Below are 23032 nucleotides of genomic sequence, written 5' to 3' on the forward strand. Positions count from 1 at the left end.
CCGAGGGGGAAAAGGTTGCCGTGCCGAGAAGTCGAAGAACGGGGAGCGGAAAGGAAACGGAATGATCGGGACGGTGTTCCGTACGGCGGACGTGCCTGCGGGAGACAGATTCGACTACTGGCAGGAACTGGTCGGCCGGACGCGCTCCAGCGCGCTCGTCAGCGAGCACGCCGCCGAATTCTGGGCTGAGCAGCGGCTGTTGGAGCTGGGGCCGGTCATCGTGAGCCAGCTGTCGTTCAAGCCGACGCGCTACCGGCGGACCGCCAAAATGGTCCGCCAGGCCGACCCCGAGTTCTACCACCTGACGCTGCTGATGGACGGCGGGCTGGCACTCGACCACGTCGGGCAGGCCAGCACGTTCACCGCACGTGACCTGCACCTGGCCGACAGCTCGCAGCCGTACGACGTCAGGTCGGCGGACGACCGGCAGGGCGGCGTCGTCACCGGAATGGCCGTGGACTTCCCCAAGTCGCTGCTGCCCCTGCCACCGCACCGCGTACGGGAGTTGCTGGGCCGGCGACTGCCCGGGCAGGAGGGGGTCGGCTCTCTCCTGGCGGACTTCGTCGTCGGCCTGGAACGCCAGTCCGGCACCCTGCAGCCCTCCGACGCGCCCCGCCTCGGCACGGTCGTCCTCGACCTCATGTCGGCCTGGTTCGCGCAACTCCTGGAAGCGGAGGCCGCGTTGTCACCGGAGAGCCGGGGCAGGGCCATGGCACAGCGCGTCCAGGACTTCATCCGGCAGAACCTGCACGACCCAGAACTGACACCGCCCGTCATAGCCGCCGCCCACAACATCTCGCTCAGCTATCTGCACCGCATCTTCCAGCAGCAGACCCAGGGTGAACCGGTCGCGGCGTGGATCCGCCGCCGACGGCTGGAAAACGCCCACCGAGACCTGTCGAACCCGGCCCTGCTCGGTACGCCGATCCACACGATCGCGGCCCGCTGGGGCTACCCCCGGGCCTCCGACTTCACCCGCGCCTTCCGATCGGCGTACGGGATCTCACCCCGTGACCACCGGCAGCGGACGCTGGCCGAGGGAAGCTGACTGGCCTGAAGTAGACGCAGTGCCAAGAAACTGTGCACCGGCTGCGAACGACAACAGAGCGGCGCCAGGGCATTGTTGTTCCCGCAACGGGGGAACACCTCGGGCGCGGAGCTGACCGACCCGATCTGCTCAGCTCCGCGTCCGAGGAAACCCGGCATCACCGGTCACAGTCACCGGTCATGACTGCTCAAGCTCTCCCGGCACCGCATCCGGCGGCGGAACCGCCGCCCCCGGCAGCCGCACGGTGGCCACCGTGCCGCCGCCCGCCGCGCGGGCCAACGTGACCTCACCGCCCGCCTGTTGCACCGTACGGGCGACGATGGACAGGCCCAGGCCGGAGCCCGGCAGTGCTCGTGCGCTCGGGGAGCGCCAGAAGCGGTCGAAGACGTGGGGGATCTCGTCGGCGGGGATTCCGGGGCCGTGGTCGCGGACCGTGAGGACACCGGACGTGAGCCCCACCTCGATCGTGCCGCCTTCGGGGCTGAACTTCACCGCGTTGTCCAGGATGTTGACCACCGCCCGCTCCAGGGCGGTGGGCTCCGCCCGGACGAACCAGGGCTGGATGTCCGCGGTGATCGTCAGCTCGGGGCCGCGGAGTCGAGCGCGGCGCAACGCCGATTCGACGGTGTCCTGCAGGGGGACCACCTGGACGCGCTCTCCCTGCTGGCCCTCCGGCCGGGACAGCTCCTGCAAGTCGCCTATCAGGGCGGCCAGTTCGGTCATCTGGGCCTTCACCGAGGCGAGCAGCGCCTTGCGGTCGGCCTCGGGGATCGGGCGGCCCGTCTCCTCGCTGCGGGTGAGGAGTTCGATGTTGGTGCGGAGGGAGGTGAGGGGGGTGCGGAGTTCGTGACCGGCGTCGGCGATCAACTGCTGTTGCAGCTCACGGGAGTTGGCGAGGGCGGAGGTCATGGAGTTGAAGGAACGGGAGAGGCGGGCGACCTCGTCGTCACTCTCGTCCTCGACCGGGATACGAACGGTCAGGTCATCGGTACGGGCCACGTGCTCGACGGCTTCGGTGAGCTTGTCGACGGGCCGGAGGGCGGCCCGTGCCACCGCGAGCCCGGCGGCGCCGGCGCCGAGCACTCCGACTCCGGAGACGAGAAGGAGGATCAGCGCAAGCTCGTTGAGAGTGGACTGGGTGCCGTGGAGGGGAGTCGCGACGAGCACGGCGACCCGCTGTCCGTCGGAGGAGTCCACGCCGAGGAACACCGACAGCACGCGTACGGAATTGCCGTCCTCGTCGCTCCCGTTGCGGAAGATGTGCTGGCCGGACTCCGTCGCGTCCGTGATCAGGTCCCGGTCGCTCTTGGTCACCCGGACCGTGCCCTTGGAGAACGGGGTGACGCAGGGATCGCCCTTGACCTTGATGAGCTGGACGTAACTGTTCGGGACGGGCCCCCGACTGTCGTTCTGCAGCGGGGTCTGGGAGCACTCGTTGAGCACCTGATTGAGGATGCCCGGCCTGTTCACCATCTGCTGCAAATCGTTGTTGACCTGTTCGTACAGTTTCCCCTGCACGATGAACCAGCAGGCCACCGAGACAGCGCCCACCGCGAACGCCACCGCCGCCGCCACCAGCAACGCCAGCCGGGACCGGATCGGAAGGGACTGGTACCGCCGTACCACCCGGCTCATTCCGCGCCACCCTGTCGAAGTACGTAACCCACGCCCCTCACCGTGTGGACGAGGCGCGGCTCGCCGCCCGCTTCCGTCTTGCGGCGCAGGTACATCACGTACACATCGAGGGAGTTGGAGGACGGTTCGAAGTCGAAGCCCCAGACCGCCTTCAGGATCTGTTCCCGGGTGAGGACCTGGCGCGGGTGGGCCAGGAACATCTCCAGGAGGGTGAACTCCGTGCGGGTCAGTTCCACCGCCCGGCCGCCGCGCGTCACCTCGCGGGTCGCGAGGTCCATGCGCAGGTCGGCGAAGGTCAGGGACTCGTCGTCGGGGAGGCTGCCGGCGACGGCCGCCGCCGCGTAGGAGCTGCGGCGCAGCAGGGCCCGTACCCGGGCGAAGAGTTCGTCGAGTTCGAAGGGCTTGACCAGGTAGTCGTCGGCTCCCGCGTCCAGGCCCGTCACCCGGTCGCCGACCGTGTCCCTGGCGGTCAGCATCAGGATGGGCGTGGTCGTGCCCGCGCCGCGCATGCGTCGGGCCGCCGTGAGGCCGTCCATCCTGGGCATCTGGATGTCGAGGACGACCAGGTCGGGCTGGTACGCCGTCGCCTTCTCCAGCGCGTCCGCGCCGTCGACCGCGACCTCCGTGTCGTACCCCTCGAAGGCGAGGCTGCGCTGGAGTGCTTCGCGCACCGCCGGCTCGTCGTCGACGATCAGGATGCGCTGGGGGTCACGGTCGCCTTCGGCGGGGCTCATGGTCGTGGATTCCTCGGGTGCGGTGGGACGTGCCGGGCGGCTTCAGCCTCGCACGTTTCCGGTCTGCTGCGGAGAGAAGTGATCGCTGCGGGGGCGGTCAGCCGCGCGCGGTACGGCGGCTGCGTGCCGTCGTCCTGCGGCCGGCCGCCGCGCGCTTGACCGTCGCGATCTCCGGCGCCCGGTTCGTCGGCGGGTGCAGGGCGTAGGCCACGCCCAGGGCGAGGTCCAGGGAGGCCGGGCCGGTGGCCGCCGTACCGGCGGTCAGCTGGTGCGAAACCTGATTGATCATGACGTACCCCTCTGTCTCTGCTGCTGGTGACTGCCTCAGCTGGTGGAGCCCGAGCGCAGCGTCGCCAGGTCGGACTTGACGGTGTTGATCGGGATGGCGAAGCCGAGCCCCGTGCTGCCCGCGTCCGACGAGGACGAAGCCGCCGAGTACATCGCGGAGTTGATGCCGATGATGTTGCCGTTCATGTCGATGAGCGCGCCGCCGGAGTTGCCGGGGTTGAGGGACGCGTCCGTCTGAAGGGCCTTGTAGGTCGTGGTGGACGAACCGGTGTCGCCGTTGAACTGCCGGCCGCCGAACTCGAACGGCCAGCCGTCGCCGCCCTGCCACTGCTGCTGGCCCTGGCCTTGGTCCTGGCCCTGGCCACCCTCCGTGGCGACCGTGACGTCACGGTTGAGCGCGGACACGATCCCGCTGGTGACCGTGCCGGTCAGCCCCTCGGGGGAGCCGATCGCCACGACCTGGTCGCCGACCTGGACGCCGGCGGAGTTGCCGAGGGTCGCGACCTTCAGGCCGGAGGCGTTCTCCAGCTTGATGAGGGCCAGGTCCTTCTTGCTGTCGGTGCCGACGACCTTCGCGGTGTACGTCTTGCCGTCGCTCGTCGACACCTTGATCGACGAGGCGTCCGCGATGACGTGGTTGTTGGTGATGATCTCGCCGTCGGACGTGATGATCACGCCCGAGCCGGTCGACGAACCCGCGTTCGAGGTCGCGTTGATCTCGACGATGCTGGGGCTGACGGCGGCGGCGACCCCGGCGACCGTGCCCTTGGCGCTCGACGGCACCACGTTGGTGCTGGTGCTGCTGGAGGTGACGGCGGTGTCCGAGTTGGTCAGCTCCTGGATGCCGTACGCCGTGCCGCCGCCTATCGCCGCGGCGACGATCGCCACGGCGGCGAGGAGGGCGAAGGGGCCCTTGGCGCGCTTCTTGCGCGCGGCGGGGACGACGGGGACGGCGGGTGCCCCGCCGATCGGGCCGCCCGGGCCACCCGGGGCGCCGGGAGCGGCCGGGGCGCCCGCGAACATCGTCGCGGTGGCCGCGGGCTGCTGCTGCGGAGCCCGGGAGGCCTGCGGAGCCCGGGAGGCCTGCGGGGCCTGCGGTGCCTGCGGTGCCTGCGGCGCCTGCGTTGCCTGGGGCGCCTGCCATCCCTGCGGTGCCTGGGAGGCCTGCGGTGCCTGGGAGGCCTGGGGGGCCTGCGATGCCTGCGGTGCCTCGGAGGCCTGGGGGGCCTGCGATGCCTGCGGCGCCCGCGGAGCGGTCTGCTCCTGGTACGCGGGCTGCTGGACCGTCGGCGGCTCGTACGCCGGCGGGGGCGGCCACTCGGGGTTCACGGGAGAGGAGGCAACGGGCTGCTGGGGGTACGCGGACTGCGGCTCGTGGCCCTGGGGGGTCTCGTACTCGCCGCTGCGGCGGAAGCTCTCGGTCATGGAACAGAGCTTGGCCCGCCAGCATGAGAGCTGGCTGAGTGCTCCCTGAGAAGCCCGGCAGAAGCTCGTTCGCCCGATATAAGGACGGCCGTTGCGCCGATGAGAGACGGATGAGAGACCCGCTGAGCGGAGACGAGCGGCTATTCGCAGCCGCAGGAACGCCGGGTCACCAACCGGGACGGGAACTGCTTCAGCCGCTCACGGCGCGAGCCCGCCACCCGTACCCCGTCGTCGAGGACCAGGTCGACGGCCGCGCGGGCCATGGCCGAGCGGTCGGAGGCGACGGTGGTGAGGGGCGGGTCCGCCAGCGACGCTTCCTTGATGTCGTCGAAGCCGGCCACCGCCAGCTCGCCGGGAACGTCGATCCGCAGCTCGCGCGCCGCCCGCAGCAGGCCGATCGCCTGGTCGTCGGTGGAGCAGAAGATGGCCGGGGGGCGGGTGCTCGGGTCGGCGAGGATCTCGAGGGCGGCCTTGTAGGCGTCGTACCGGTTGTAGAGGACCTCGAAGAGGCGGCCCTCCGTGGAGACACCGGCCTCGTCCATCGCGCGCCGCCAGCCCTGGACGTGGTCGGAGACCGGGTCGCCGACCGCCGGGGTCTCGGCGACGCCGCCGATACAGGCGACGTACTCGTAACCGTGCTCCAGCAGGTGGCGGACGGCGAGGTGGGCGCCGCCGAGGTCGTCCGTGACGACGGCGACGTCGTCGATGGCCTCGGGCCGCTCGTGCAGGAGGACGACCCGGGCGTCCCAGGCCTCGATCTCCGCCGCCGCGTTGTCGTTGAGGGCGTGGCTGACGAGGATCAGCCCGGAGACCCGCATACCGAGGAAGGCCCGCAGATAGTGGACCTCGCGTTCGGCGACGTAGTCGGAGTTGCCGACCAGCACCATCTTTCCGCGCTCGGACGCGGCCTGTTCGACAGCGTGCGCCATCTCCCCGAAGAAGGGCTGGCGCGCGTCCGGCACGATCAGGCCTATGAGGTCCGTGCGCCGCGACGCCATCGCCTGGGCCACCCGGTCGGGCCGGTAGCTCAGTTCCTTGATAGCGGCGAGGACACGCTCGCGCGTGGCCGGGGCAACCGGCCGGGGTCCGTTGTTGATGACATAGCTGACGACGGCGGTGGAGGTCCCCGCCAGCCGAGCCACATCATCCCTAGTCACCTTGGCCACGCCGCGGAGTCTACGCGGATGGACCCGCTCTGGGCAGGGGCGTCAGGAGCCCGTTCCACCTGCCCGGAGCGCGCACCGTGCCGTGCGCCGTCACCCGCGTACCGTGGGTTACGCCTCCGCGCTGACCTCTGACGACTCCGCGACCGCGTCCAGGGCCGCCGTATCGCCCGTAACGCCCGCATCGTCCGACTTCGCGAGGGCCGCCTTGGCCTTCGCCTCGTCGGTCGCGCGCTCGCCCTTCTCCGGCGTAACGAATCGATAACCGACGTTCCGGACGGTCCCGATCAGCGCCTCGTGCTCGGGTCCGAGCTTCGCGCGCAGCCGTCGTACGTGCACGTCGACCGTGCGGGTGCCGCCGAAGTAGTCGTAGCCCCAGACCTCCTGGAGGAGCTGCGCGCGCGTGAAGACGCGGCCAGGGTGCTGGGCCAGGTACTTCAGCAGCTCGAACTCCTTGAAGGTGAGGTCGAGGACCCGGCCCTTCAGTTTCGCGCTGTACGTCGCCTCGTCGACCGACAGGTCACCGTTGCGGATCTCCATGGGGGAGTCGTCGTTGACGATCTGCTGGCGTCCCATGGCGAGCCGCAGGCGGGCCTCGACCTCTGCCGGACCGGCGGTGTCGAGGAGAACGTCGTCAATGCCCCAGTCGGCGGTGACGGCCGCGAGACCGCCCTCGGTGACGACGAGGATCAGCGGACAGCCGGGCCCGGTGGAGCGCAGGAGCTGGCACAGGCTGCGCACCTGGGGCAGATCACGCCGGCCGTCGATCAAGATGACGTCGGCACCGGGGGTGTCGACGAGAGCGGGTCCCTCCGCCGGAGCCACGCGCACGTTGTGCAGCAGCAGGCCGAGAGCGGGAAGCACCTCCGTCGACGGCTGGAGGGCGTTGGTCAGCAGGAGAAGTGAACTCATCGCGTCCCACCTACCCGGATCGTCGTCGCCACACGGTCGTGCATAGGGTCGTTCTCGGTTCGCTCGCCCATAACGTCTGGTTCCTCCTCGGTCCCTGCGAGGACGTCTGCGGCACTGCTGTGCGCTCCGGCCCGGCGTACACCTGCGGTTTCCCACAGCGTTCGGCTGCGTGTAACCCGCTTCGTATACAGCGGCCCCGAAAGCACAAAAGGACTCGGGGGCTGCGCTGCCCGAGTCCTCTGCCCAGCACAATAGCCCACATGAGCACTGGTCCGGCAGGTCATGTGACGCGATCTTTGACCGTCCCGAACTCTGAGACGGCCCGTCGAGCCCCTCTGCGCAGGTTTCTGACCACCGACGACGGGGTGACGATCGATGCCGTATACGAGCCGGGAGGCGTTGTATACGACGGATCCGGCGACGGATCCGACGCCTCGACGCCATCTTCCGATCATCTCCTGTTCGTCGTCGCCCACGGCTTCACCGGGGACGCGGACCGGCCGCACGTTCGACGGGTGGCGGAGGTGTTCGCGCAGTACGGGGCCGTGCTGACGTTCTCCTTCCGGGGGCACGGGGCGTCGGGCGGACGCTCGACGGTCGGCGACCGCGAGGTCCTCGATCTGGCCGCCGCCGTCCGCTGGGCACGTGAGCTCGGGCACACGCGGGTGGCGACGGTCGGATTCTCGATGGGCGGCTCGGTGGTCCTGCGCCATGCCGCGCTCCACGGCGGTCCCGGTCGGCGGGAGCGCAGGGGGCGCACGGAGGCGGCGTCGGACGTGGACGCGGTGGTCTCGGTGAGCGCGCCGGCCCGCTGGTACTACCGGGGTACGGCCCCCATGCGGCGCGTGCACTGGCTGGTGACCCGCCCCGAGGGCCGACTGGTGGGCCGCTACGGTCTCCGGACGCGGATCCACCACCGGGACTGGAACCCGGTGCCGCTGTCTCCCGTGGAAGCCGCGGCGCGGATAGCGCCGACCCCGCTGCTGATCGTGCACGGCGACCGGGACGGCTACTTCCCGGTGGACCACCCCCGGATGCTCGCCGCAGCGGCCGGGGACGCGGGCGAACTGTGGCTCGAGCCGGGAATGGGCCACGCGGAGCACGCGGCGGAGGACGGGCTGTTGCGCCGGATCGGGGACTGGGCGGTCTCCCGGGCGGGCTAGCCTTGGGCGGTGTCACAGGCAGTTGACTGCCGGTTGACGCCGATTGACCGCCGACCGATCGAGGAAGCAGAGATGGCAAAGGTCACGGTGCGCTACTGGGCCGCCGCGAAGGCCGCGGCCGGGACCGCCGAGGAGCCGTACGACGCGGCCACCCTCGCCGAGGCGCTCGATCAGGTCCGCGAGCGACACCCCGGCGAACTCGACCGCGTCCTGCGCCGATGCTCGTTCCTCATCGACGGTGACCCCGTGGGCACCCGCGAACATGAGACGGTACGGCTGGCCGAGGGCGGCACGGTCGAGGTGCTCCCACCGTTCGCAGGAGGGTGAGCGCAGCACTATGAGCAACCAGCAGCCGTATGGGCAGCAGTACGGCGGTCCGTACGAGGGCCAGGGGTACGACCCGTACCAGCAACAGCAACCCCCTGCCCAGCCGTGGCCGGGTCAGCAGCAGGCGCAGCCGTACGAGGACCCGCAGGAGCAGCAGCAGTACACGCAGCAGTGGCAGGGCCAGACCTGGGAGACCCAGATGCAGGCCCCGGTGACCACACCCCCGCCGGCCCCGGAGCCCCCGTACCTACCGCCCCAGGGAAGCCCTGCGGAGTCCCCGGACGCCGGATACGGTCCCGCCACCATCGCCGGCAACTCCCGGGTCACCGACGCGCAGCGGGCCCGGCTGGAGGGACGCTCGCCGATCATCGAGCCCGGCATCCAGCCCGCCGCCCTCACCGCGGTCCTGGGACTCCTGCTCTCCGGTACGGCGGCCATCGGGTCGTACACCCTTGTCGTGCCGCTGGTGATCCTGCAGGCGGTCACGGCGGCCGGCTGGTTCCGGCTGAACGGGATGTGGCCCGCCCGCCAGGGCATCGCCCTCGCCTTCGCGGGCGCGGTGACGGCCGACATCGCCCTGCTGGCGGCGGGCCGCGAGAACGCGCCGGCGGCGATACTGGGCACGCTCGGGGTCTGGGTACTGCTCACCCTCGTCCTGCAACTCCGCTCGCACGCGGACGCGGACACCCGGATGTCGGGCCTGATGGCGACGGTCGCCTCGGCGGCACTGGCGATCATCGCGACCGGCTACCTCGCGGCGGACCCGGACGCGGTGACGGTCGGGGCGGCGGCGGTCGCCGCGGCGGTCCTGGCCCGCGCACTCCCCTTGCCGACCCCGGCCTCGGTGGTGGTCGCCCTGCTGGCGGCGGCGGGGGCCGGAATCGCGACAGGCGGAATGACGGACCTGGGCACAGGGGGCGCGCTGCTCGGAGCGGCGGCTGGAGTCTGCGCCCTGATCGGACACCGGGTGGCGAGCTACGACTACCCGTCAAGGTTCGTCCACTTCACAGCGGGAGTGGCCCTACCGTTGGCGGCGGCGGCCCCGGCGGTGTACTTGGTGGGCCGGGCCCTGATCTGAGGGCGACACTTCTCAACCCCGGCCGGCACTCGCAGCCCGTCCGGCGTTTGAGGACAAGGCCCGTTCAGGGCCGTAGGGGGGTCTGGGGGCGCAGCCCCCAGGGATGGGACGGGTAGGGGCGGCGGGGGCGAGAACACAGCGACCCCGGGTACCGTCACGAACATGCGTGCACTCCGGATACTCCTCATAGTCGCCGTGACCCTCGGCGGCCTCTTCGTGATCGCCGACCGCCTCGCCGTCGGCTTCGCGGAGGACGAGGTCGCGGACCGCCTGAAGACCAGCGAGGGCCTGACGACCACCCCGGACGTCTCGATCAACGGCTTCCCCTTCCTCACCCAGGTCGCCGGCGGCGAACTGGACGACGTCAAGGTCGGCATCAAGGGCTACGAGGCCACCACGGGCACCTCCGGCCAGGGCATCCGCATCGACGACCTGAACGCCCAGATGCGCGACGTCGCGTTCACCGGCGACTACAGCTCCGCCACCGCGGCCACGGCCACCGGCAGCGCGACCATCACGTACCCCGAGCTGCTGAAGGCGGCCAAGTCGGCCGAGTCGGGGCCCGTGGAGGTGGTCCCCGGTGTGACCGCGTCGGTCGTGGGACTGTCGGACGGCGGCAACGGCAAGATCAAGGTGACCGTCGAGGCGACGGTGAACGGCGAGAAGCTGGCCCAGCCGGTGTCCGTCCTCGGCACGGTCTCGGTCGCGGGTGACACAGTGAAGGTGAGTGCGGACACACCGCCCAACTTCGGTGTTGAACTCGCCGACGGCACGACGCGGGTGGTGACGGATTTCGAACAGAAGATCGACGGCCTGCCGGGCGGTATCAAGCTGGACGCGGTAGAGGTGGCGAAGTCCGGCGTGGACATCCAGGTGAAGGGTTCGAACGTCGGCCTCGCGGGGTAGCTGGGAGCGGGGGACGGCCGGGCAGGCACCCGGGGGCGAGCAGGGCGTCCAACTGGCGAGACGGCATCGTCCGTACCGCAGATGGACCGCCGAACACACCCCGCCTTCCGGCCCACCGCCCCCCGCGCGCAACCACCTCCCCACCCCCCGATCTCACATCGCGGACGATCGCATCTCAGCATGCGACACGCCGGTGACATCCCCGGCGATCCGTCCCTACGATCGACGCTATGCAGCGACAGGCGGACCTCACGAAGCGGCGGGCAGTAGACCTGTGCCGCGTCGCCGCCATGCTCTGTCGCCCTTTCTGAGCGGGAGCGCGCGGCGTCCAGCAGCGCATCCCTCCCGCGTCCCCCCGGCGCCCTGTCCCCAGGGCCCTCGTGCGCGCGTCGTAGCAGGCCTGACCGCACACGACCGGGTACGACCGACACGTACGTACCCCTCTGCTCACGCACCACGCAGTACCCCGCCGCAACTGCCCCGGAGGAGAAACAGCATGAGCCGCAGCGACGTCCTGGTAGACGCCGACTGGGTCGAGGCCAACCTCGACAACGCCGACATCGCCATCGTCGAGGTGGACGAGGACACGTCCGCCTACGAGAAGAACCACATCCGCAACGCCATCCGGATCGACTGGACCAAGGACCTCCAGGACCCGGTCCGCCGTGACTTCATCGACCAGGAGGGCTTCGAGAAGCTCCTCTCGGCGAAGGGCATCGGCAACGACACCCTCGTGGTCCTGTACGGCGGCAACAACAACTGGTTCGCCTCGTACGCCTACTGGTACTTCAAGCTGTACGGCCACGACAGCGTCAAGCTGCTCGACGGCGGCCGCAAGAAGTGGGAGCTGGACGCCCGCGAGCTGGTGGAAGAGGTTCCCTCGCGTCCCGCCACCGACTACAAGGCCAAGCCGCAGAACAAGTCGATCCGCGCCTTCCGCGACGACGTCGTGGCGGCCATCGGCACGCAGAACCTGGTCGACGTGCGCTCGCCCGACGAGTTCAGCGGCAAGCTGCTCGCCCCTGCCCACCTCCCGCAGGAGCAGTCGCAGCGCCCGGGCCACGTCCCGTCCGCCCGCAACATCCCGTGGTCGAAGAACGCCAACGACGACGGCACGTTCAAGTCGGACGACGAGCTCAAGGAGCTCTACGCCGACGAGCAGGTCGACCTCGCCAAGGACACCATCGCGTACTGCCGCATCGGTGAGCGTTCCGCGCTCACCTGGTTCGTCCTGCACGAGCTGCTCGGTGTGGAGAACGTCAAGAACTACGACGGCTCCTGGACCGAGTACGGCAGCCTCGTCGGCGTTCCGATCGAGCTCGGCGCCAACAAGTAAGAGACCCCAGCCCAACCCGACCGGCCTTCCTTCCGGTCAGACCCTCTGAATCTGGAGAAAGACATGTGTGGAGCGAAGGCCGGCGGCCCGGACGCCTCGACGATCAAGCCCGGTGAGACCACGATCCAGGGTCAGGTGACCCGCGACGGCGAGCCGGTGGTCGGATACGTCCGCCTCCTCGACTCGACCGGCGAGTTCACCGCCGAGGTCCCGACCTCGGCGACCGGACAGTTCCGCTTCTACGCGGCCGAGGGCACCTGGACCGTCCGCGCCCTGGTCCCGGGCGGCACGGCGGACCGCACGGTCGTCGCGGAGACGGGCGGCCTCGCGGAGGTCGCGATCGCCGTCTGACGACGGGCACAGCTCGACGAAGGGCCGTGCTCCTGGGGTCACCTCAGGAGCACGGCCCTTCGCCGTGTGCGCACCTACGGATTTATCCTGGACGTATGTACGCACGTCGCCGGCACGTGTATTTCGCCATGATGGGCACCTGCATCACGCTCTTCGTCCTGGCCTGGGGAGTCGTACGCCTCTGGTCGATGCCGGTGGCGGTCGGGATGTGCGTGGTGGCGATGGTGATCCCGCCCCTGGCGGCGATCGTCGCCAACCGTCGAGGCCCGGACGACCGCTGGTGGGACGACCCGTCGGGCGACGCCAAGTCGGACGAGTGGTGGGACGAACTGGACGGCAAGAAGCGGCGGTAGCGGCAGAGGGGGTCCCCGTGGGACGTACGAGAGTGTCCGCCGTCACGGTGGACGCGCATGACGCGCACGAACTGGCCGGCTTCTTCCTCCGCCTCCTCGGCTACGAGATCCGCCGCGAGGAGCCCGACTGGGTCCTCATCGGCCCCCCGCCCGGCACGGAGGGCATCTCCCTCGCCTTCGAGACGGAACGGGCGTACGTCCCGCCGGTCTGGTTCACCCGGAACCCCGGGGACCAGCAGATGATGCTCCACCTGGACATCGAGGTCGACGACCTGGAGGGCGAGACGGCGAGGGCGGTGTCGGAAGGCGCACATCTCCACGAACACCAGCCGCAGGACGACGTACGAGTCCTGCTGGACCCGGCGGGCCACCCGTTCTGCCTGTGGACGGAAACGCACTGAACTCTCATCGCGCGGGCGGGGTCGCAGATCACGCTCCGTGCGCCGCCCGGTGGTGCCTGCGCATCAGGACGTCGGCGTCGGTCTCCGCGCTGGCGTCCGATGCCGCTTGCGCGGCCCTCCGCAGCGCGGCCACTTCGGCGCACGTCTCGCAGTCGGCCACTGGTACGGGTGGGCGGTCCAGCTCCGCGTAGCCCCAAGTGGCCCGCCCCGCACGTTCGTTGGCCGCGCGTACGCCGGCGCTGAGCCGCTGCTCGGGCGTGGCCACGCGGAGTGACGTCGGGGCCGCCTGCCACTCGCGGCCGCCGCCGACGGGGCGCAGCAGCGCGTACGGGCCGACGGTGGCCTGGTACTCGCCCACTCTGTCCGTCTCCGGGTCGTGGAGCAGCGCGCCGGGCTCGAAGGATGTCGTGGGCTCGGTTGTCATGAGACCCGTTCCTTTCATCCAACTTCTATACGGAATGCGGTGTTTGTACTACTCTGCGTATTCGGGTTCAGGGTGAGCATGGTCCATCCGCGCGGCCAAAACGCCGCTGACCGGCGGTTGTTCGGCGGCTGGAGGCGCAAGTTCCACAAATTCCACAGAAGGAGTGCGATGCCGTCGAGAAGGGTGATCACAGGGCGAAGCCAGGAGCCCAGGCGACGGTTCGCGGAGGAGCTGCGGTTACTCCGCCAGGAGCGGGGGGAGAGCCTGCGGCAGCTCGCGGAAACGCTGGGCTGGGACGCGTCGCTGTTCGGCAAGCTGGAGAGCGGGGCGACGCTGGGGAGTCCGGAGGTGGCTCAGGCGTTGGATCAGCATTATGGGACGGGCGGGTTGCTGCTCACCTTGTGGGAACTGGCGGTTGGGGACCCGACGCAGTTCAAGGAGCAGTATCGGCGGTACATGATGCTGGAGAGCGAGGCGGTGAGCCTGTGGCATTACGCCGTGAGCAGGCCGCCGGGCTTTCTCCAGACGGACGCATACGCCCGTGAGGCGCTCGCGGCAGGCGGCATCAAGGGGGAGGAGCTGGATCAGCAGGTCGAAGCGCGCGCAGGGCGACGGAAGTTGCTGGAAGGAGATGACTCTCCGCCGTTCCGCGTTGTTCTCTCCGAGGCGGTGCTGCGCACGTCACTGCGTGACTCACGTGAATGGCGGGAGCAGCTGGGGTTCCTGGCGGAGGCTGTGGATCATCCGAACATCACGCTTCATGTATTGCCGTTCAGCGCCGGTCCACACGGTCTGGTGAGCACAGACGTGATGTTTCTGCGGCTGTTGGACGGCCGTACCGTGGCCTACGCCGAGAACGACGTACGAGGTGAACTGATCGAGGAAACCAGCCGGGTTGAGCGTCTGCAACGGACATATGATGCGGTACGTGACCTGGCGCTGTCCCTGGCCGAGTCGCGGATATTCGTCCTGCGGATGTTGGAGGAAGTGCCGTGCGAGCCATCGACCTGAGCAGCGTGACATGGCGTAAGAGCAGCTACAGCAACTCGGACGGCGGCCAGTGCATCGAGGTCTCCGACGACTTCCTCAGCGCTGCCGCCTGGCGTAAGAGCAGCTACAGCAACTCAAACGGCGGCAACTGCATCGAGGTCGCCTCCAACCTCCCCGCCATCGTCCCCGTCCGGGACAGTAAGGACCCCGACCGTGGCGCCCTCCTCATCGAGGCCGGCGCCTGGTCGGTCTTCGTAGGTGGGGTCAAGGGCGGCCGGCTCTAGTAGACGAGCGCCTGCGTCCCCTCCGTCATCGCCTCCTGTACGAACACCTGCGCGCCGGCGATCCGTACGCCCTCGATGACGTCCTTCTCGGTGATGTCACGCCGGGCCGCGCACTGCGTGCACAGGGTGAGGCGCCCCGCGGCCAGCACCGAGTCGATCAGGTCGGGCAGCGGCGCCGCGTGCGGCAGCTCGAACTCGGCGGCCCGTCCGGGCAGCGCGAACCACGCCGACTCCCCGGTCAGCCACAACGACACCTCGACCCCGCTGGCCACGGCCACCGCCGCCACCGTGAACGCCTGCGAGCAGCGCTCGGGGGCGTCGGCCCCCGCGGTCACCTTGATCACGAGCTTCTTCGCCATGGCCGCATGGTAGGCCGGACGGTAGTCCGAATCGTAATCAACTCCCCTACAACTCTGTGTGTTGACCATGGGTCTCCTGTGCGCGCGGATACGGAATCCGTGCGTTGCGTTGTGTGGGGGACATCTTGGAAGTACCGCAGTTATCAGACGTACCCGCGCGTCGGCGTCGGCGCGGTGGTCGCACCGCTCTGCTGATCGCCTCGGCGGCCGTACTCGGCCTTATCGCCGGCATCTGTGCCGGTTACCTCGTACAGGCTGACCGCGAGCCCACCGCGCTGCCCCCGATCTCGCAGGACGTGCTCGCGCAGGCCGAGGGGGACGGGCCGGAGCCGTTGTCCGCGGCGCAGGACCGGCGGGTGAGGACCGACGGTGACCTGCGGAAGCTGCTGCTGAGGAAGCCGGCTGGGGCGAAGGAGTCCGACCGGCTGGAAGGCACCGACGGCTGGCTGGACATCGCCGCGTACTCCGAGGACTTCACCGAGCCAGGCGAGAAGTTCATCGACCTCGTCAACAAGGAGTTCCGCCGGGCGGCCGTCGTCGGTTGGGAGACCGGCGGCTCGCACAGAGTGGAGATCCGGCTGGTTCAGTTTCGGCAGGAGGACAGCAAGGCTGCCGCCGAGTCCAGCTCCAGCCATCAGGACTGGGCCGAAAGCGGTACCAGCACCGACAGTTGGGCCATCCCCGGCACCGGTGACGGAATGGCCTACGTCCACACCCGGCCGTACACCGAGCCCGGATACGTCACGCAGTACGCGGCCGAGGCACATGCCCGGCGCGGGGATGTCGCGATGGAGATCTGGGTCCACGACACCAAGCCGATCGCCGGGAAGACGATCCTGGATCTGGCGGAACGGCAGATGGAGCGGCTGTGAGCGACCACGAGATACAGGAGCACGACAAGCGCGAGGCCGATCCTCAAGCAGCGGAACCAGTCGCGCCGGTCGTCGTGCGGGCGGGGAAGCCGGCGCGTCGCGGGCGCGTCGCCGCCGTCACAGCCTGCGTGCTGCTGGCCGGGGCACTGGTCGCCGGGGTGGCCCACACGGTGGTGACCGTGCGGGGCGCAGACCGAGACGCGGGTGCTCCGACCTGGAAGTTCCCGCAGGTCAAGGCCGAGGAGGAGAAGGTGACCGCCCGGCCGGGGCTCGCGGGCGTGCTCGTGCCGTACAGCGGCGACAGCTGGTCCGAGGGCCCCGACCTCGCGGAGTTCGGCTCCGACGCGCAACTCGGCGGCGCCCAGGCCACCGCTCTGCGGAAGGAGGCGGTGAGCGGCCTGCCCCGAGCTCAGCGCAAGCAGTTGGAGAAGGCGATCGACCGCCAGCGCATCAAGGGCATGGCAATGCGCAGCTACTACAGCCAGGAGTCGAACGGGTACCGGAGCGACGGCATGTACTCCGTGAGCATCGTGCTCGCCCAGATGGAGAACAGGGCCGCCGTACGCGCGAGCTCGACAGCCCAGAACAGGTTCCTCGCCTCGCTGGACGTCTTCAGCGATGTCCCGAAGATCAAGGGCTACGAGAAGAACGCCGGATGCTACCGGCTGCCGGGGGACGACGAGGAAGCCCTCGACATGATGCTCTGCTCCGCCTACGTGGGCGACGTTCTGGTCACCGCCACGGCGTACGGTCCGAACCCCATGGTCACCGAGGGCGTCACGACACTGCTGCGCACTCAACTCGACCGCATCACTGAGCCGGGGGAAGCGGTATGACCGAGCAGCCGAACGTCATGGACATGGACAACCCGGGGCACGCTGAAAATGCTCCGGCCGTCGGCGAAGGACCACCCCTCGGCGCGGCACAGCCTGCCCCCGAGGCGCCGCCGGTGGGCAAGGACCGGCGGGTTCTGTCCGCCGTCCTGCGCTGGACCCTGGCTCTCGGCGTCTTCGCCGTGACCGCGACGGCGACGGCGTACGGGATCACCGGACTGGAACGTACGGACCTGCCGGGACTGGCCACCAAGTCCGACGGCCGCTGGATATTCCCCCGGCTCACCAAGCCGCCGCTGCCCTCCGGCAGCCCAGGGCCCTTCGCCGAGGGCAACGCCGTGGGCGCGCACTACGCCGATCTGCGAGCCCTCGTCGTGCCCGCGCCCGAGGGGGCGAAGGAGGACAAGGCACTGCGAGGCTCGGACGGCTGGCTGACGGCAAAGGAGTACCTGGCGGAATACCCGGTGAAGGAGGAGCGGGACGAGCTCGGGCAGAAACTCGTCGACACCGGTCTGCGGCACATCGCGGCCCGCGGCTGGACCACTCCGGACGGTACTCGGACCCGCGTCTATCTGCTCCAGTTCGATACGGCGAACGTCGTGGAGACGGAGTTCGCCAGCGACGCCGTCGCGTACACCAGCCCGCGCTACCAGGTGAAGGGTGCCACCGAAACCCTCTACGACGAGGACTTCCCCGAGGCGGCCTCCGTCGCGCAGGTCTCTCGCACGGCCTACGTCGAGGCGAAGCCGTACGGCGCCGAGCAGGACCGCCAGGCCTACCTCTCCGCGGGGGACGTCTACGCGGTGATCCTCCAGTCCAGGAAGGGCACGGCCGAGGCGGTCCCGTTCCAGCAGACGGTGGTCCTGCAGGGCCAGCTGCTCGGCTAGGCCGTCAAGGCCTCCGCCGAGGCCTCCGCCAGGTCCTTCACCAGGACCGCTGCCGGTCCGTCCCGACCTGGGCGAGAGCTCCGGGCCCCACCCGACTAGAGTGGGGCCCGGTCCCCGTACACAACCGGGCCCCGCGCCCACCCGATCGTCTCGTCCGAGGAGCACCCCGTGCTTGAGGCATTCTTCGAAGCCCTGCTTGTTCTGGTCGCCGTCGGCGTTCTCGCCTTTGCCGGTCTGACGGTCAAGAAGCTGTACCAGGGCCAGCGCTGACCACTGTCTCCAGGAATCAGCCGACCCCCGTCTCCAGGAATCACAGGAACCGTCGCTCATGATCGAGATCCCGTCCGACCTTCACAAGGACCTCGTGCCCCTCGTCTTCCTGCTCGGCAACTGGGCAGGCGCGGGTGTGCACGACTTCCCCGGGTCCGAGAAGTGCAACTTCGGGCAGGAGGTCAGCTTCACGCACGACGGACGCGACTTCCTGGAGTACCACTCCCACACGTGGGTGCTGGACGCCGAGGGCAACAAGGTCAGGCCGCTGGAGTCGGAGTCCGGCTACTGGCGGATCGACGCCGACCGCAAGGTCAAGGTCGTCATGGTCCGCCAGGACGGTGTCGTCGAGGTCTGGTACGGCGAGCTGGCCGCCAAGAAGCCGCAGATCGACATCGTGACCGACGCCGTGGCGCGGACGGCGGCCTCGGGGCCGTACAGCGGCGGCAAGCGCCTGTACGGGTACGTGAACAGCGACCTGATGTGGGTCGGCGAGAAGCAGACCCCGGACGTCGAGCTGCGCCCGTACATGTCGGCGCAGCTGAAGAAGGTCGTCACCCCGGAGGACGTCGAACGCTGGGCGAAGGCCCTGCCGGACGACATGCCGGACGACGGGATCGCGTTCTTCAAGTAGGCGTTGCTGGTTCACTTCTTCGATTGGCCCCGGCATCCCGATGCCGGGGCCAATCGCGTGCCGCGATGCGTGAAACGCAAAACCCCCGGCAGCACGTGAGTGCGGCCGGGGGTTTGAAAAGCTGTGCCCCGGGTGGCGTGCAACAGAGGCGAGCCCAGGGCGTTCGGTCTCTTTGTATCACGGTCAGTGACCGATCAGGGTGCACGAGGAGATCGCCCGGACTGGCTGCCGCGCTGTCCGTGATGGACGCCGACACTCCTACACTGGGGACTGTGGTGAGCACCGACTGGAAAAGTGATCTGCGGCAGCGCGGTTACCGGCTGACCCCGCAGCGACAGCTTGTCCTCGAAGCCGTGGACACCCTTGAGCACGCGACCCCCGACGATCTCCTCGTGGAAGTGCGGAAGACGGCCTCGGGGGTCAATATTTCCACGGTCTACAGGACCCTGGAGCTGCTGGAGGAGCTGGGGCTGGTCAGCCACGCCCATCTCGGCCACGGCGCCCCGACCTACCATCTCGCCGACCGGCATCATCACATCCATCTCGTCTGCCGCGACTGCGACAACGTGATCGAGACGGATGTGTCCGTCGCCGCGGACTTCACCGCCAAGCTTCGCGAGGACTTCGGGTTCGAGACCGACATGAAGCACTTCGCGATCTTCGGCCGCTGCAAGGACTGCTCGCTCAAGGCGCCCAGGGCCCTCAAGGAACTCAAGGGTTCAACTACCGACTCGTAGGCGTCGTCGTAGGCTTGTGTGCATGAAGAGCCCCCTGCTGTCCCTGCCCGGCGCCGTTCCCGCCGAGGGGGTGGACGAAGGCGTCGCCGCGCACTACGGCGAACTGTTCCGCGAACAGCGTGCCCTCGCCGAGGGTGTCGGCTTCGTCGACCTCTCCCACCGGGGCGTACTCACCGTCACCGGCGACGACCGGCTGAGCTGGCTGCACCTGCTGCTCACCCAGCACGTCAGCGACCTGCCCGTGGGCCAGGCCACCGAGGCGCTGGTGCTGTCCGCGCACGGTCACATCGAGCACGCGCTGTATCTCGTCGACGACGGCACGACCACCTGGGCCCATGTGGAGCCCGGAACCCAGGAGGCGCTGATCGCCTACCTGGAGTCGATGAAGTTCTTCTACCGGGTCGAAGTCGCCGACCGGACGGGCGAGTTCGCGGTCGTTCACCTGCCCGCGGGAGCCATCGCCGAGGTGCCGGCCGGTGTCGTCGTACGGGAGACGGCGTACGGGCGTGATCTGTTCCTGCCCCGCGCCGATCTGGAGTCGTACGCCGAGAAGGCCGGGCCCGCGGCGGGGCTGCTGGCGTACGAGGCGCTGCGGGTCGAGCAGCACCGGCCGCGCCTCGGCTTCGAGACCGACCACCGGACCATCCCGCACGAGCTGGGCTGGATCGGCACGGCGGTGCATCTGCAGAAGGGCTGCTACCGGGGCCAGGAGACGGTCGCCCGGGTCCAGAACCTGGGCAAGCCGCCGCGCCGGCTCGTGTTCCTGCACCTCGACGGCAGCGAGGTCCACCTGCCCCCGGCCGGCACGGAGATCCGCCTCGCGGACGACGGTCCCGACGGGCGGAAGATCGGGTTCATCACGACGTCCGTACGACACCACGAGCTGGGCCCGGTCGCGCTCGCGCTCGTGAAGCGGAACGTCGCGGTGGACGCGCGACTCGTCGCCGATACGACGGCTGCCGCACAGGAGGTCGTGGTCGAGCCGTAATTCCCGTACGCGGCGTTCACAGGGTCATGGGGTCACGGGGTCACGGCGTTCACATCTCGACGAGGACCGTGAACGGGCCGTCGTTCGTCAGGGTGACCCGCATCTGAGCGCCGAAGCGGCCCGTCGCCACCGTCGCGCCCAGGGAACGGAGTTGGGCGACCACCTCGTCCACGAGCGGCTCGGCGACGTCCCCGGGGGCGGCCGCGTTCCAGGTCGGGCGGCGGCCCTTGCGGGCGTCCCCGTACAGGGTGAACTGGCTGATGACCAGGAGTGGGGCGTCGATGTCGGAGCACGACTTCTCGTCCGCCAGCATGCGAATCGACCATAGTTTGCGGGCCAGTTGGGCCGCCTTCTCCTTCGTGTCCTCGTGCGTGACCCCGACGAGGACACACAGGCCCTCGCCCGTGATCTCTCCGGTCACCTCGCCGTCCACGACGACACTCGCGCCGTCCACTCGCTGCACCACCGCTCGCATACGCCCATCATGCCGTGCCGTCCGAGCAGGGATTCTTTTTGATCCTCAAAGACCATGTCTGGGGCCGTTCGGGGGGACTCGGTTACATAGCGGCCACTTGGGGTGGGACGATGCTTCCATTCGCCTGTCGAGGGGACATAGAGGCACATGAGCACACTGAGTACCGGGCGGCTTCACACGGCCGCCCGGCCGCCCGAACAGCGCAACACGGGCCCGGCCACTCCGGTCACATCGATCAGTTCGCTGCTGGCTCCCGTGCCGCCCGGCCACGAGCTCGCCGTGCTGCGCCTGTCCGAGCTGCGCGTGCTGCGCCGGGTCGCCCAGCGCGACGAGGCGGACCTCAGTTACGTACGGCGGCTGCTGCAGGGGCGCATCGACATCCTGCGGGCGGAGCTGGCGCGGCGCGGGCCCACGTCCGCGGTCGCGGTGGGGGAGGGGCCGGTCGTCGAGCGGCTGTCGGAGATCCTGACGGACGCGCCGGCCCGGCACCGGTCGTCGGCACGCCACGTGACGCTGGGCACGCCGCACAGCGAGGAGTACGGGCAGATGGCGGCAGAGATGCTCGCGGAGGTCGAGCTGTCGGACCTGGACGCGCGTACGGATGTGGAGCTGACGGCGGCGATGGGGCGCCTGGTGCGGTACGAGCAGCAGGTCTCGCTGCGGCGACAGGGATTGCAGCGGACGGCGGACGACTGCAGCGCGGAGATCACGCGGCGGTACCGGGAGGGCGAGGCGCAGGTGGAGGATCTGCTGATCTGAGGGGCGAGGAAAAGCCCGCGACACCTCGCCCACCACCCCCCTAGCCTGACCCCATGACCCCCCGCGCCGACATCGCCATACGTACTGTCACCGAGGACGGACTCCGGGAGTGGACCAGGGCCCTGAGCACCGGGTTTCTTCGGTCGCCCGAGGTCACCGACGTCGAGCTGGAGGCCCGCCGCGGGGGATTCCTGCCGGGCCGGAGCCTCGGCGCGTACGACGGCGAGCGCTGCGTCGCCACCTTCCGCTCGTTCCCCCAGGAACTGAGCGTCGGCGCCGGCACGACCGTCCCCGCCGACGCGATCTCGAACGTCACCGTGTCCCCCACCCACCGCCGCCGAGGCATCCTCACCCGCATGATGACCCAGGACCTCGCCGCCGCGAAGGAACGCGGGGACGTCGTCGCCACGCTGATCGCCGCCGAGTACCGGATCTACGGGCGGTACGGCTTCGGGCCCGCCACCTGGGCCTCCGAGTGGACGATCGACGTACCGCGCGCGGGCCTCGACCCCCGCTGGGCGGGTCCTGCGGACGGCGGCCGTATCGACCTCGTGGACGCGGCGGACGTACGCAAGCTGGGACCCGACCTGCACGCGCGGCTCGCACGGCGGCAGCCGGGTGCCGTCAGCCGTGACGAGCGCTGGTGGCAGGTCAACACCGGGCTGGTGCGGTTCGGGGAGTCGTGGGACGAGCCCTTCTACGCCGTCTACCGTTCCGCGGAGGGCGAGGTCGAGGGGCTGGTCTCGTACGAGGCCGACGACAAGTGGGACGCCAAGCAGCCGCAGGACACCGCCGACGTGAACTGGCTGATCGCCACGACGCCGGCCGCCGAGCGCGCCCTGTGGGAGTACCTCTGCTCGATCGACTGGATCACCAAGGTCAAGACCGGCTGGCGCGCCCCGGACGACCTGCTCCCCTTCTTCCTGCCGGACCCGCGCGCGGCCAGGATCGCCACGCACGCGGACTGGCTGTGGGTGCGGATCCTGGATGTCGTACGGGCTCTGGAGGCGCGTCCCTACGACGTCACGGCGGTCGGCGGCTGCCGTGGTCTTGTCCTGGAGGTCGTCGACGAGGCCGGGTTCGCCGGGGGGCGGTATCGGCTCGAGGTGTCAGAGGAAGGCGTCGGGTCCTGCACGGCCGGTGTCCGTGAGGCCGCTGACATCACCCTGGATGTAAGGGAGTTGGCGGCGCTGTGGCTCGGCGACGAGTCGGCGGTGCGGCTGGCGGCGCTGGGGAAGGTGCGGGAGGAACGAGCGGGCGCCGCCCGTACGGCCGACGCCCTGCTGCGTACGTCCAGGCGGCCTTGGTGCCCGGACATCTTCTGATGCGCTGGTGATTCGCTTTTGATCCGACCTCCTTTCCGGTCGTGGTGGTGGCCGGCGAGCTCCAGGCTCCCCTCC

At 69.7% G+C, this 23032-nt stretch carries 29 protein-coding genes; 20 read left to right on the forward strand and 9 right to left on the reverse strand.

Translation table 11 applies throughout. From position 1 onward, the window contains the following. The first annotated feature begins 61 nt into the window (after positions 1-61). Positions 62-1048, forward strand: a complete 987-nt coding sequence (locus tag PV396_RS25980; protein WP_319208550.1) for a helix-turn-helix domain-containing protein — start codon at positions 62-64, stop codon at positions 1046-1048. A 177-nt stretch (positions 1049-1225) separates the two neighbouring features. On the opposite strand, the gene PV396_RS25985 is transcribed toward PV396_RS25980, so the two are convergent. From PV396_RS25985 to PV396_RS26010, 6 genes are all read right to left on the reverse strand, one after another. Continuing rightward, a complete protein-coding gene (locus PV396_RS25985; protein WP_319208552.1) occupies positions 1226-2683 on the reverse strand; it encodes a HAMP domain-containing sensor histidine kinase in 1458 nt (485 codons plus the stop codon). Then, a complete protein-coding gene (locus PV396_RS25990) occupies positions 2680-3417 on the reverse strand; it encodes a response regulator transcription factor (protein ID WP_319208553.1) in 738 nt (245 codons plus the stop codon). The genes PV396_RS25985 and PV396_RS25990 overlap by 4 nt, the downstream gene beginning before the upstream one ends. 97 nt (positions 3418-3514) lie before the next feature. Next, positions 3515-3706 carry a hypothetical protein gene (locus PV396_RS25995; protein ID WP_319208554.1) on the reverse strand — a complete coding sequence of 64 codons (192 nt, stop codon included), beginning with the start codon at positions 3704-3706 and terminating at the stop codon, positions 3515-3517. A 35-nt stretch (positions 3707-3741) separates the two neighbouring features. After that, a complete protein-coding gene (locus PV396_RS26000; RefSeq protein WP_319208555.1) occupies positions 3742-5130 on the reverse strand; it encodes a S1C family serine protease in 1389 nt (462 codons plus the stop codon). A 140-nt stretch (positions 5131-5270) separates the two neighbouring features. Beyond that, a complete protein-coding gene (locus tag PV396_RS26005) occupies positions 5271-6296 on the reverse strand; it encodes a LacI family DNA-binding transcriptional regulator (RefSeq protein WP_319208556.1) in 1026 nt (341 codons plus the stop codon). Positions 6297-6404: 108 nt separating this feature from the next. Then, positions 6405-7205: a response regulator transcription factor gene (locus PV396_RS26010; RefSeq protein WP_319208558.1), complete on the reverse strand. Its 801-nt coding sequence runs from the start codon at positions 7203-7205 to the stop codon at positions 6405-6407. A gap of 260 nt (positions 7206-7465) precedes the next feature. Between PV396_RS26010 and PV396_RS26015 the strand changes: the two genes are divergently transcribed. From PV396_RS26015 to PV396_RS26050, 9 genes are all read left to right on the forward strand, one after another. Further along, positions 7466-8368: an alpha/beta hydrolase gene (locus PV396_RS26015; RefSeq protein WP_319208559.1), complete on the forward strand. Its 903-nt coding sequence runs from the start codon at positions 7466-7468 to the stop codon at positions 8366-8368. Positions 8369-8440: 72 nt separating this feature from the next. Beyond that, the gene (locus PV396_RS26020) at positions 8441-8695 is read left to right on the forward strand and encodes a MoaD/ThiS family protein (RefSeq protein ID WP_319208560.1); all 255 of its coding nucleotides are present in this window, start codon (positions 8441-8443) and stop codon (positions 8693-8695) included. Positions 8696-8705: 10 nt separating this feature from the next. Continuing rightward, complete coding sequence (locus tag PV396_RS26025; protein ID WP_319208562.1) at positions 8706-9773, forward strand: hypothetical protein; 1068 nt, start codon at positions 8706-8708, stop codon at positions 9771-9773. A gap of 162 nt (positions 9774-9935) precedes the next feature. Further along, the gene (locus PV396_RS26030; RefSeq protein WP_319208563.1) at positions 9936-10679 is read left to right on the forward strand and encodes a DUF2993 domain-containing protein; all 744 of its coding nucleotides are present in this window, start codon (positions 9936-9938) and stop codon (positions 10677-10679) included. A 230-nt stretch (positions 10680-10909) separates the two neighbouring features. Then, positions 10910-10990, forward strand: coding sequence for an Ms5788A family Cys-rich leader peptide (locus PV396_RS45190; RefSeq protein WP_351335063.1), 81 nt, complete (start codon positions 10910-10912; stop codon positions 10988-10990). 185 nt (positions 10991-11175) lie between these two features. Continuing rightward, positions 11176-12015, forward strand: a complete 840-nt coding sequence (locus PV396_RS26035; protein WP_319208565.1) for a sulfurtransferase — start codon at positions 11176-11178, stop codon at positions 12013-12015. A gap of 63 nt (positions 12016-12078) precedes the next feature. Beyond that, positions 12079-12366, forward strand: a complete 288-nt coding sequence (locus tag PV396_RS26040; RefSeq protein ID WP_319208566.1) for a DUF1416 domain-containing protein — start codon at positions 12079-12081, stop codon at positions 12364-12366. 95 nt (positions 12367-12461) lie between these two features. Then, the gene (locus PV396_RS26045; protein WP_319208567.1) at positions 12462-12719 is read left to right on the forward strand and encodes a DUF3099 domain-containing protein; all 258 of its coding nucleotides are present in this window, start codon (positions 12462-12464) and stop codon (positions 12717-12719) included. A gap of 17 nt (positions 12720-12736) precedes the next feature. Beyond that, a complete protein-coding gene (locus tag PV396_RS26050; protein ID WP_319208569.1) occupies positions 12737-13120 on the forward strand; it encodes a VOC family protein in 384 nt (127 codons plus the stop codon). Between the two features lie 28 nt (positions 13121-13148). On the opposite strand, the gene PV396_RS26055 is transcribed toward PV396_RS26050, so the two are convergent. Further along, entirely contained in the window at positions 13149-13544 is a 396-nt protein-coding gene (locus tag PV396_RS26055) for a hypothetical protein (RefSeq protein WP_319208570.1), read from the reverse strand. Between the two features lie 168 nt (positions 13545-13712). Here PV396_RS26055 and PV396_RS26060 point away from each other — a divergent pair, with 168 nt between their 5' ends. Together PV396_RS26060 and PV396_RS26065 are read left to right on the forward strand one after the other, a co-directional pair. Then, on the forward strand, positions 13713-14555 hold the full coding sequence (locus tag PV396_RS26060; RefSeq protein ID WP_319209302.1) for a helix-turn-helix transcriptional regulator: 843 nt from the start codon (positions 13713-13715) through the stop codon (positions 14553-14555). Continuing rightward, complete coding sequence (locus tag PV396_RS26065) at positions 14537-14818, forward strand: DUF397 domain-containing protein (protein ID WP_319208571.1); 282 nt, start codon at positions 14537-14539, stop codon at positions 14816-14818. The genes PV396_RS26060 and PV396_RS26065 overlap by 19 nt, the downstream gene beginning before the upstream one ends. Here PV396_RS26065 and PV396_RS26070 read toward each other — a convergent pair. Further along, on the reverse strand, positions 14815-15177 hold the full coding sequence (locus PV396_RS26070; RefSeq protein ID WP_319208573.1) for a DsrE family protein: 363 nt from the start codon (positions 15175-15177) through the stop codon (positions 14815-14817). The two genes, PV396_RS26065 and PV396_RS26070, sit on opposite strands and share 4 nt — an antisense overlap. Positions 15178-15290: 113 nt before the next feature. Here PV396_RS26070 and PV396_RS26075 point away from each other — a divergent pair, with 113 nt between their 5' ends. The 6 genes from PV396_RS26075 (at position 15291) to PV396_RS26100 (ending at position 20398) form a co-directional block, all read left to right on the forward strand. Then, positions 15291-16049 (forward strand): hypothetical protein, encoded by a 759-nt coding sequence (locus tag PV396_RS26075; protein WP_319208574.1) that lies wholly within the window; start codon positions 15291-15293, stop codon positions 16047-16049. Further along, entirely contained in the window at positions 16046-16885 is an 840-nt protein-coding gene (locus PV396_RS26080; RefSeq protein ID WP_319208576.1) for a hypothetical protein, read from the forward strand. Before PV396_RS26075 ends, PV396_RS26080 begins: the two co-directional genes overlap by 4 nt. Further along, positions 16882-17769 carry a hypothetical protein gene (locus PV396_RS26085; protein WP_319208577.1) on the forward strand — a complete coding sequence of 296 codons (888 nt, stop codon included), beginning with the start codon at positions 16882-16884 and terminating at the stop codon, positions 17767-17769. The genes PV396_RS26080 and PV396_RS26085 overlap by 4 nt, the downstream gene beginning before the upstream one ends. Before the next feature lie 328 nt (positions 17770-18097). After that, a complete protein-coding gene (locus PV396_RS26090; RefSeq protein ID WP_319208578.1) occupies positions 18098-18673 on the forward strand; it encodes an FABP family protein in 576 nt (191 codons plus the stop codon). A gap of 272 nt (positions 18674-18945) precedes the next feature. Next, positions 18946-19410, forward strand: a complete 465-nt coding sequence (locus PV396_RS26095) for a Fur family transcriptional regulator (protein WP_319208579.1) — start codon at positions 18946-18948, stop codon at positions 19408-19410. Between the two features lie 22 nt (positions 19411-19432). Then, complete coding sequence (locus tag PV396_RS26100; RefSeq protein ID WP_319208580.1) at positions 19433-20398, forward strand: folate-binding protein; 966 nt, start codon at positions 19433-19435, stop codon at positions 20396-20398. 49 nt (positions 20399-20447) lie between these two features. Here the strand turns inward: PV396_RS26100 and dtd are convergent, their stop codons facing one another. Next, the gene (gene dtd, locus PV396_RS26105) at positions 20448-20873 is read right to left on the reverse strand and encodes a D-aminoacyl-tRNA deacylase (protein ID WP_319208582.1); all 426 of its coding nucleotides are present in this window, start codon (positions 20871-20873) and stop codon (positions 20448-20450) included. Positions 20874-21020: 147 nt separating this feature from the next. On the opposite strand from dtd, the gene PV396_RS26110 reads away from it, so the two are divergent. Next, positions 21021-21632, forward strand: coding sequence for an aerial mycelium formation protein (locus PV396_RS26110; RefSeq protein WP_319208583.1), 612 nt, complete (start codon positions 21021-21023; stop codon positions 21630-21632). Between the two features lie 53 nt (positions 21633-21685). Next, positions 21686-22957: a GNAT family N-acetyltransferase gene (locus PV396_RS26115; protein ID WP_319208584.1), complete on the forward strand. Its 1272-nt coding sequence runs from the start codon at positions 21686-21688 to the stop codon at positions 22955-22957. Positions 22958-23032 lie beyond the last annotated feature (75 nt).

It is taken from the genome of Streptomyces sp. ME02-8801-2C (genome assembly GCF_033793965.1).
Lineage (GTDB): Bacteria > Actinomycetota > Actinomycetes > Streptomycetales > Streptomycetaceae > Streptomyces.

What these genes read in the sequence shown, in the direction of transcription:
- PV396_RS26040 (WP_319208566.1), top strand. Translation starts at nt 12,079, where the DNA reads ATGTGTGGAGCGAAGGCCGGCGGCCCGGACGCCTCGACGATCAAGCCC.
- PV396_RS26010 (WP_319208558.1), bottom strand. Translation starts at nt 7,205, where the DNA reads ATGAGTTCACTTCTCCTGCTGACCAACGCCCTCCAGCCGTCGACGGAG.
- PV396_RS26115 (WP_319208584.1), top strand. Translation starts at nt 21,686, where the DNA reads ATGACCCCCCGCGCCGACATCGCCATACGTACTGTCACCGAGGACGGA.
- PV396_RS25995 (WP_319208554.1), bottom strand. Translation starts at nt 3,706, where the DNA reads ATGATCAATCAGGTTTCGCACCAGCTGACCGCCGGTACGGCGGCCACC.
- PV396_RS25980 (WP_319208550.1), top strand. Translation starts at nt 62, where the DNA reads ATGATCGGGACGGTGTTCCGTACGGCGGACGTGCCTGCGGGAGACAGA.
- PV396_RS26000 (WP_319208555.1), bottom strand. Translation starts at nt 5,130, where the DNA reads ATGACCGAGAGCTTCCGCCGCAGCGGCGAGTACGAGACCCCCCAGGGC.
- PV396_RS26030 (WP_319208563.1), top strand. Translation starts at nt 9,936, where the DNA reads ATGCGTGCACTCCGGATACTCCTCATAGTCGCCGTGACCCTCGGCGGC.
- PV396_RS26035 (WP_319208565.1), top strand. Translation starts at nt 11,176, where the DNA reads ATGAGCCGCAGCGACGTCCTGGTAGACGCCGACTGGGTCGAGGCCAAC.
- PV396_RS26045 (WP_319208567.1), top strand. Translation starts at nt 12,462, where the DNA reads ATGTACGCACGTCGCCGGCACGTGTATTTCGCCATGATGGGCACCTGC.
- PV396_RS26110 (WP_319208583.1), top strand. Translation starts at nt 21,021, where the DNA reads ATGAGCACACTGAGTACCGGGCGGCTTCACACGGCCGCCCGGCCGCCC.
- PV396_RS45190 (WP_351335063.1), top strand. Translation starts at nt 10,910, where the DNA reads ATGCAGCGACAGGCGGACCTCACGAAGCGGCGGGCAGTAGACCTGTGC.
- PV396_RS26055 (WP_319208570.1), bottom strand. Translation starts at nt 13,544, where the DNA reads ATGACAACCGAGCCCACGACATCCTTCGAGCCCGGCGCGCTGCTCCAC.
- PV396_RS26015 (WP_319208559.1), top strand. Translation starts at nt 7,466, where the DNA reads ATGAGCACTGGTCCGGCAGGTCATGTGACGCGATCTTTGACCGTCCCG.
- dtd (WP_319208582.1), bottom strand. Translation starts at nt 20,873, where the DNA reads ATGCGAGCGGTGGTGCAGCGAGTGGACGGCGCGAGTGTCGTCGTGGAC.
- PV396_RS26090 (WP_319208578.1), top strand. Translation starts at nt 18,098, where the DNA reads ATGATCGAGATCCCGTCCGACCTTCACAAGGACCTCGTGCCCCTCGTC.
- PV396_RS26025 (WP_319208562.1), top strand. Translation starts at nt 8,706, where the DNA reads ATGAGCAACCAGCAGCCGTATGGGCAGCAGTACGGCGGTCCGTACGAG.
- PV396_RS25990 (WP_319208553.1), bottom strand. Translation starts at nt 3,417, where the DNA reads ATGAGCCCCGCCGAAGGCGACCGTGACCCCCAGCGCATCCTGATCGTC.
- PV396_RS26100 (WP_319208580.1), top strand. Translation starts at nt 19,433, where the DNA reads ATGAAGAGCCCCCTGCTGTCCCTGCCCGGCGCCGTTCCCGCCGAGGGG.
- PV396_RS26070 (WP_319208573.1), bottom strand. Translation starts at nt 15,177, where the DNA reads ATGGCGAAGAAGCTCGTGATCAAGGTGACCGCGGGGGCCGACGCCCCC.
- PV396_RS26020 (WP_319208560.1), top strand. Translation starts at nt 8,441, where the DNA reads ATGGCAAAGGTCACGGTGCGCTACTGGGCCGCCGCGAAGGCCGCGGCC.
- PV396_RS25985 (WP_319208552.1), bottom strand. Translation starts at nt 2,683, where the DNA reads ATGAGCCGGGTGGTACGGCGGTACCAGTCCCTTCCGATCCGGTCCCGG.
- PV396_RS26060 (WP_319209302.1), top strand. Translation starts at nt 13,713, where the DNA reads ATGCCGTCGAGAAGGGTGATCACAGGGCGAAGCCAGGAGCCCAGGCGA.
- PV396_RS26085 (WP_319208577.1), top strand. Translation starts at nt 16,882, where the DNA reads ATGACCGAGCAGCCGAACGTCATGGACATGGACAACCCGGGGCACGCT.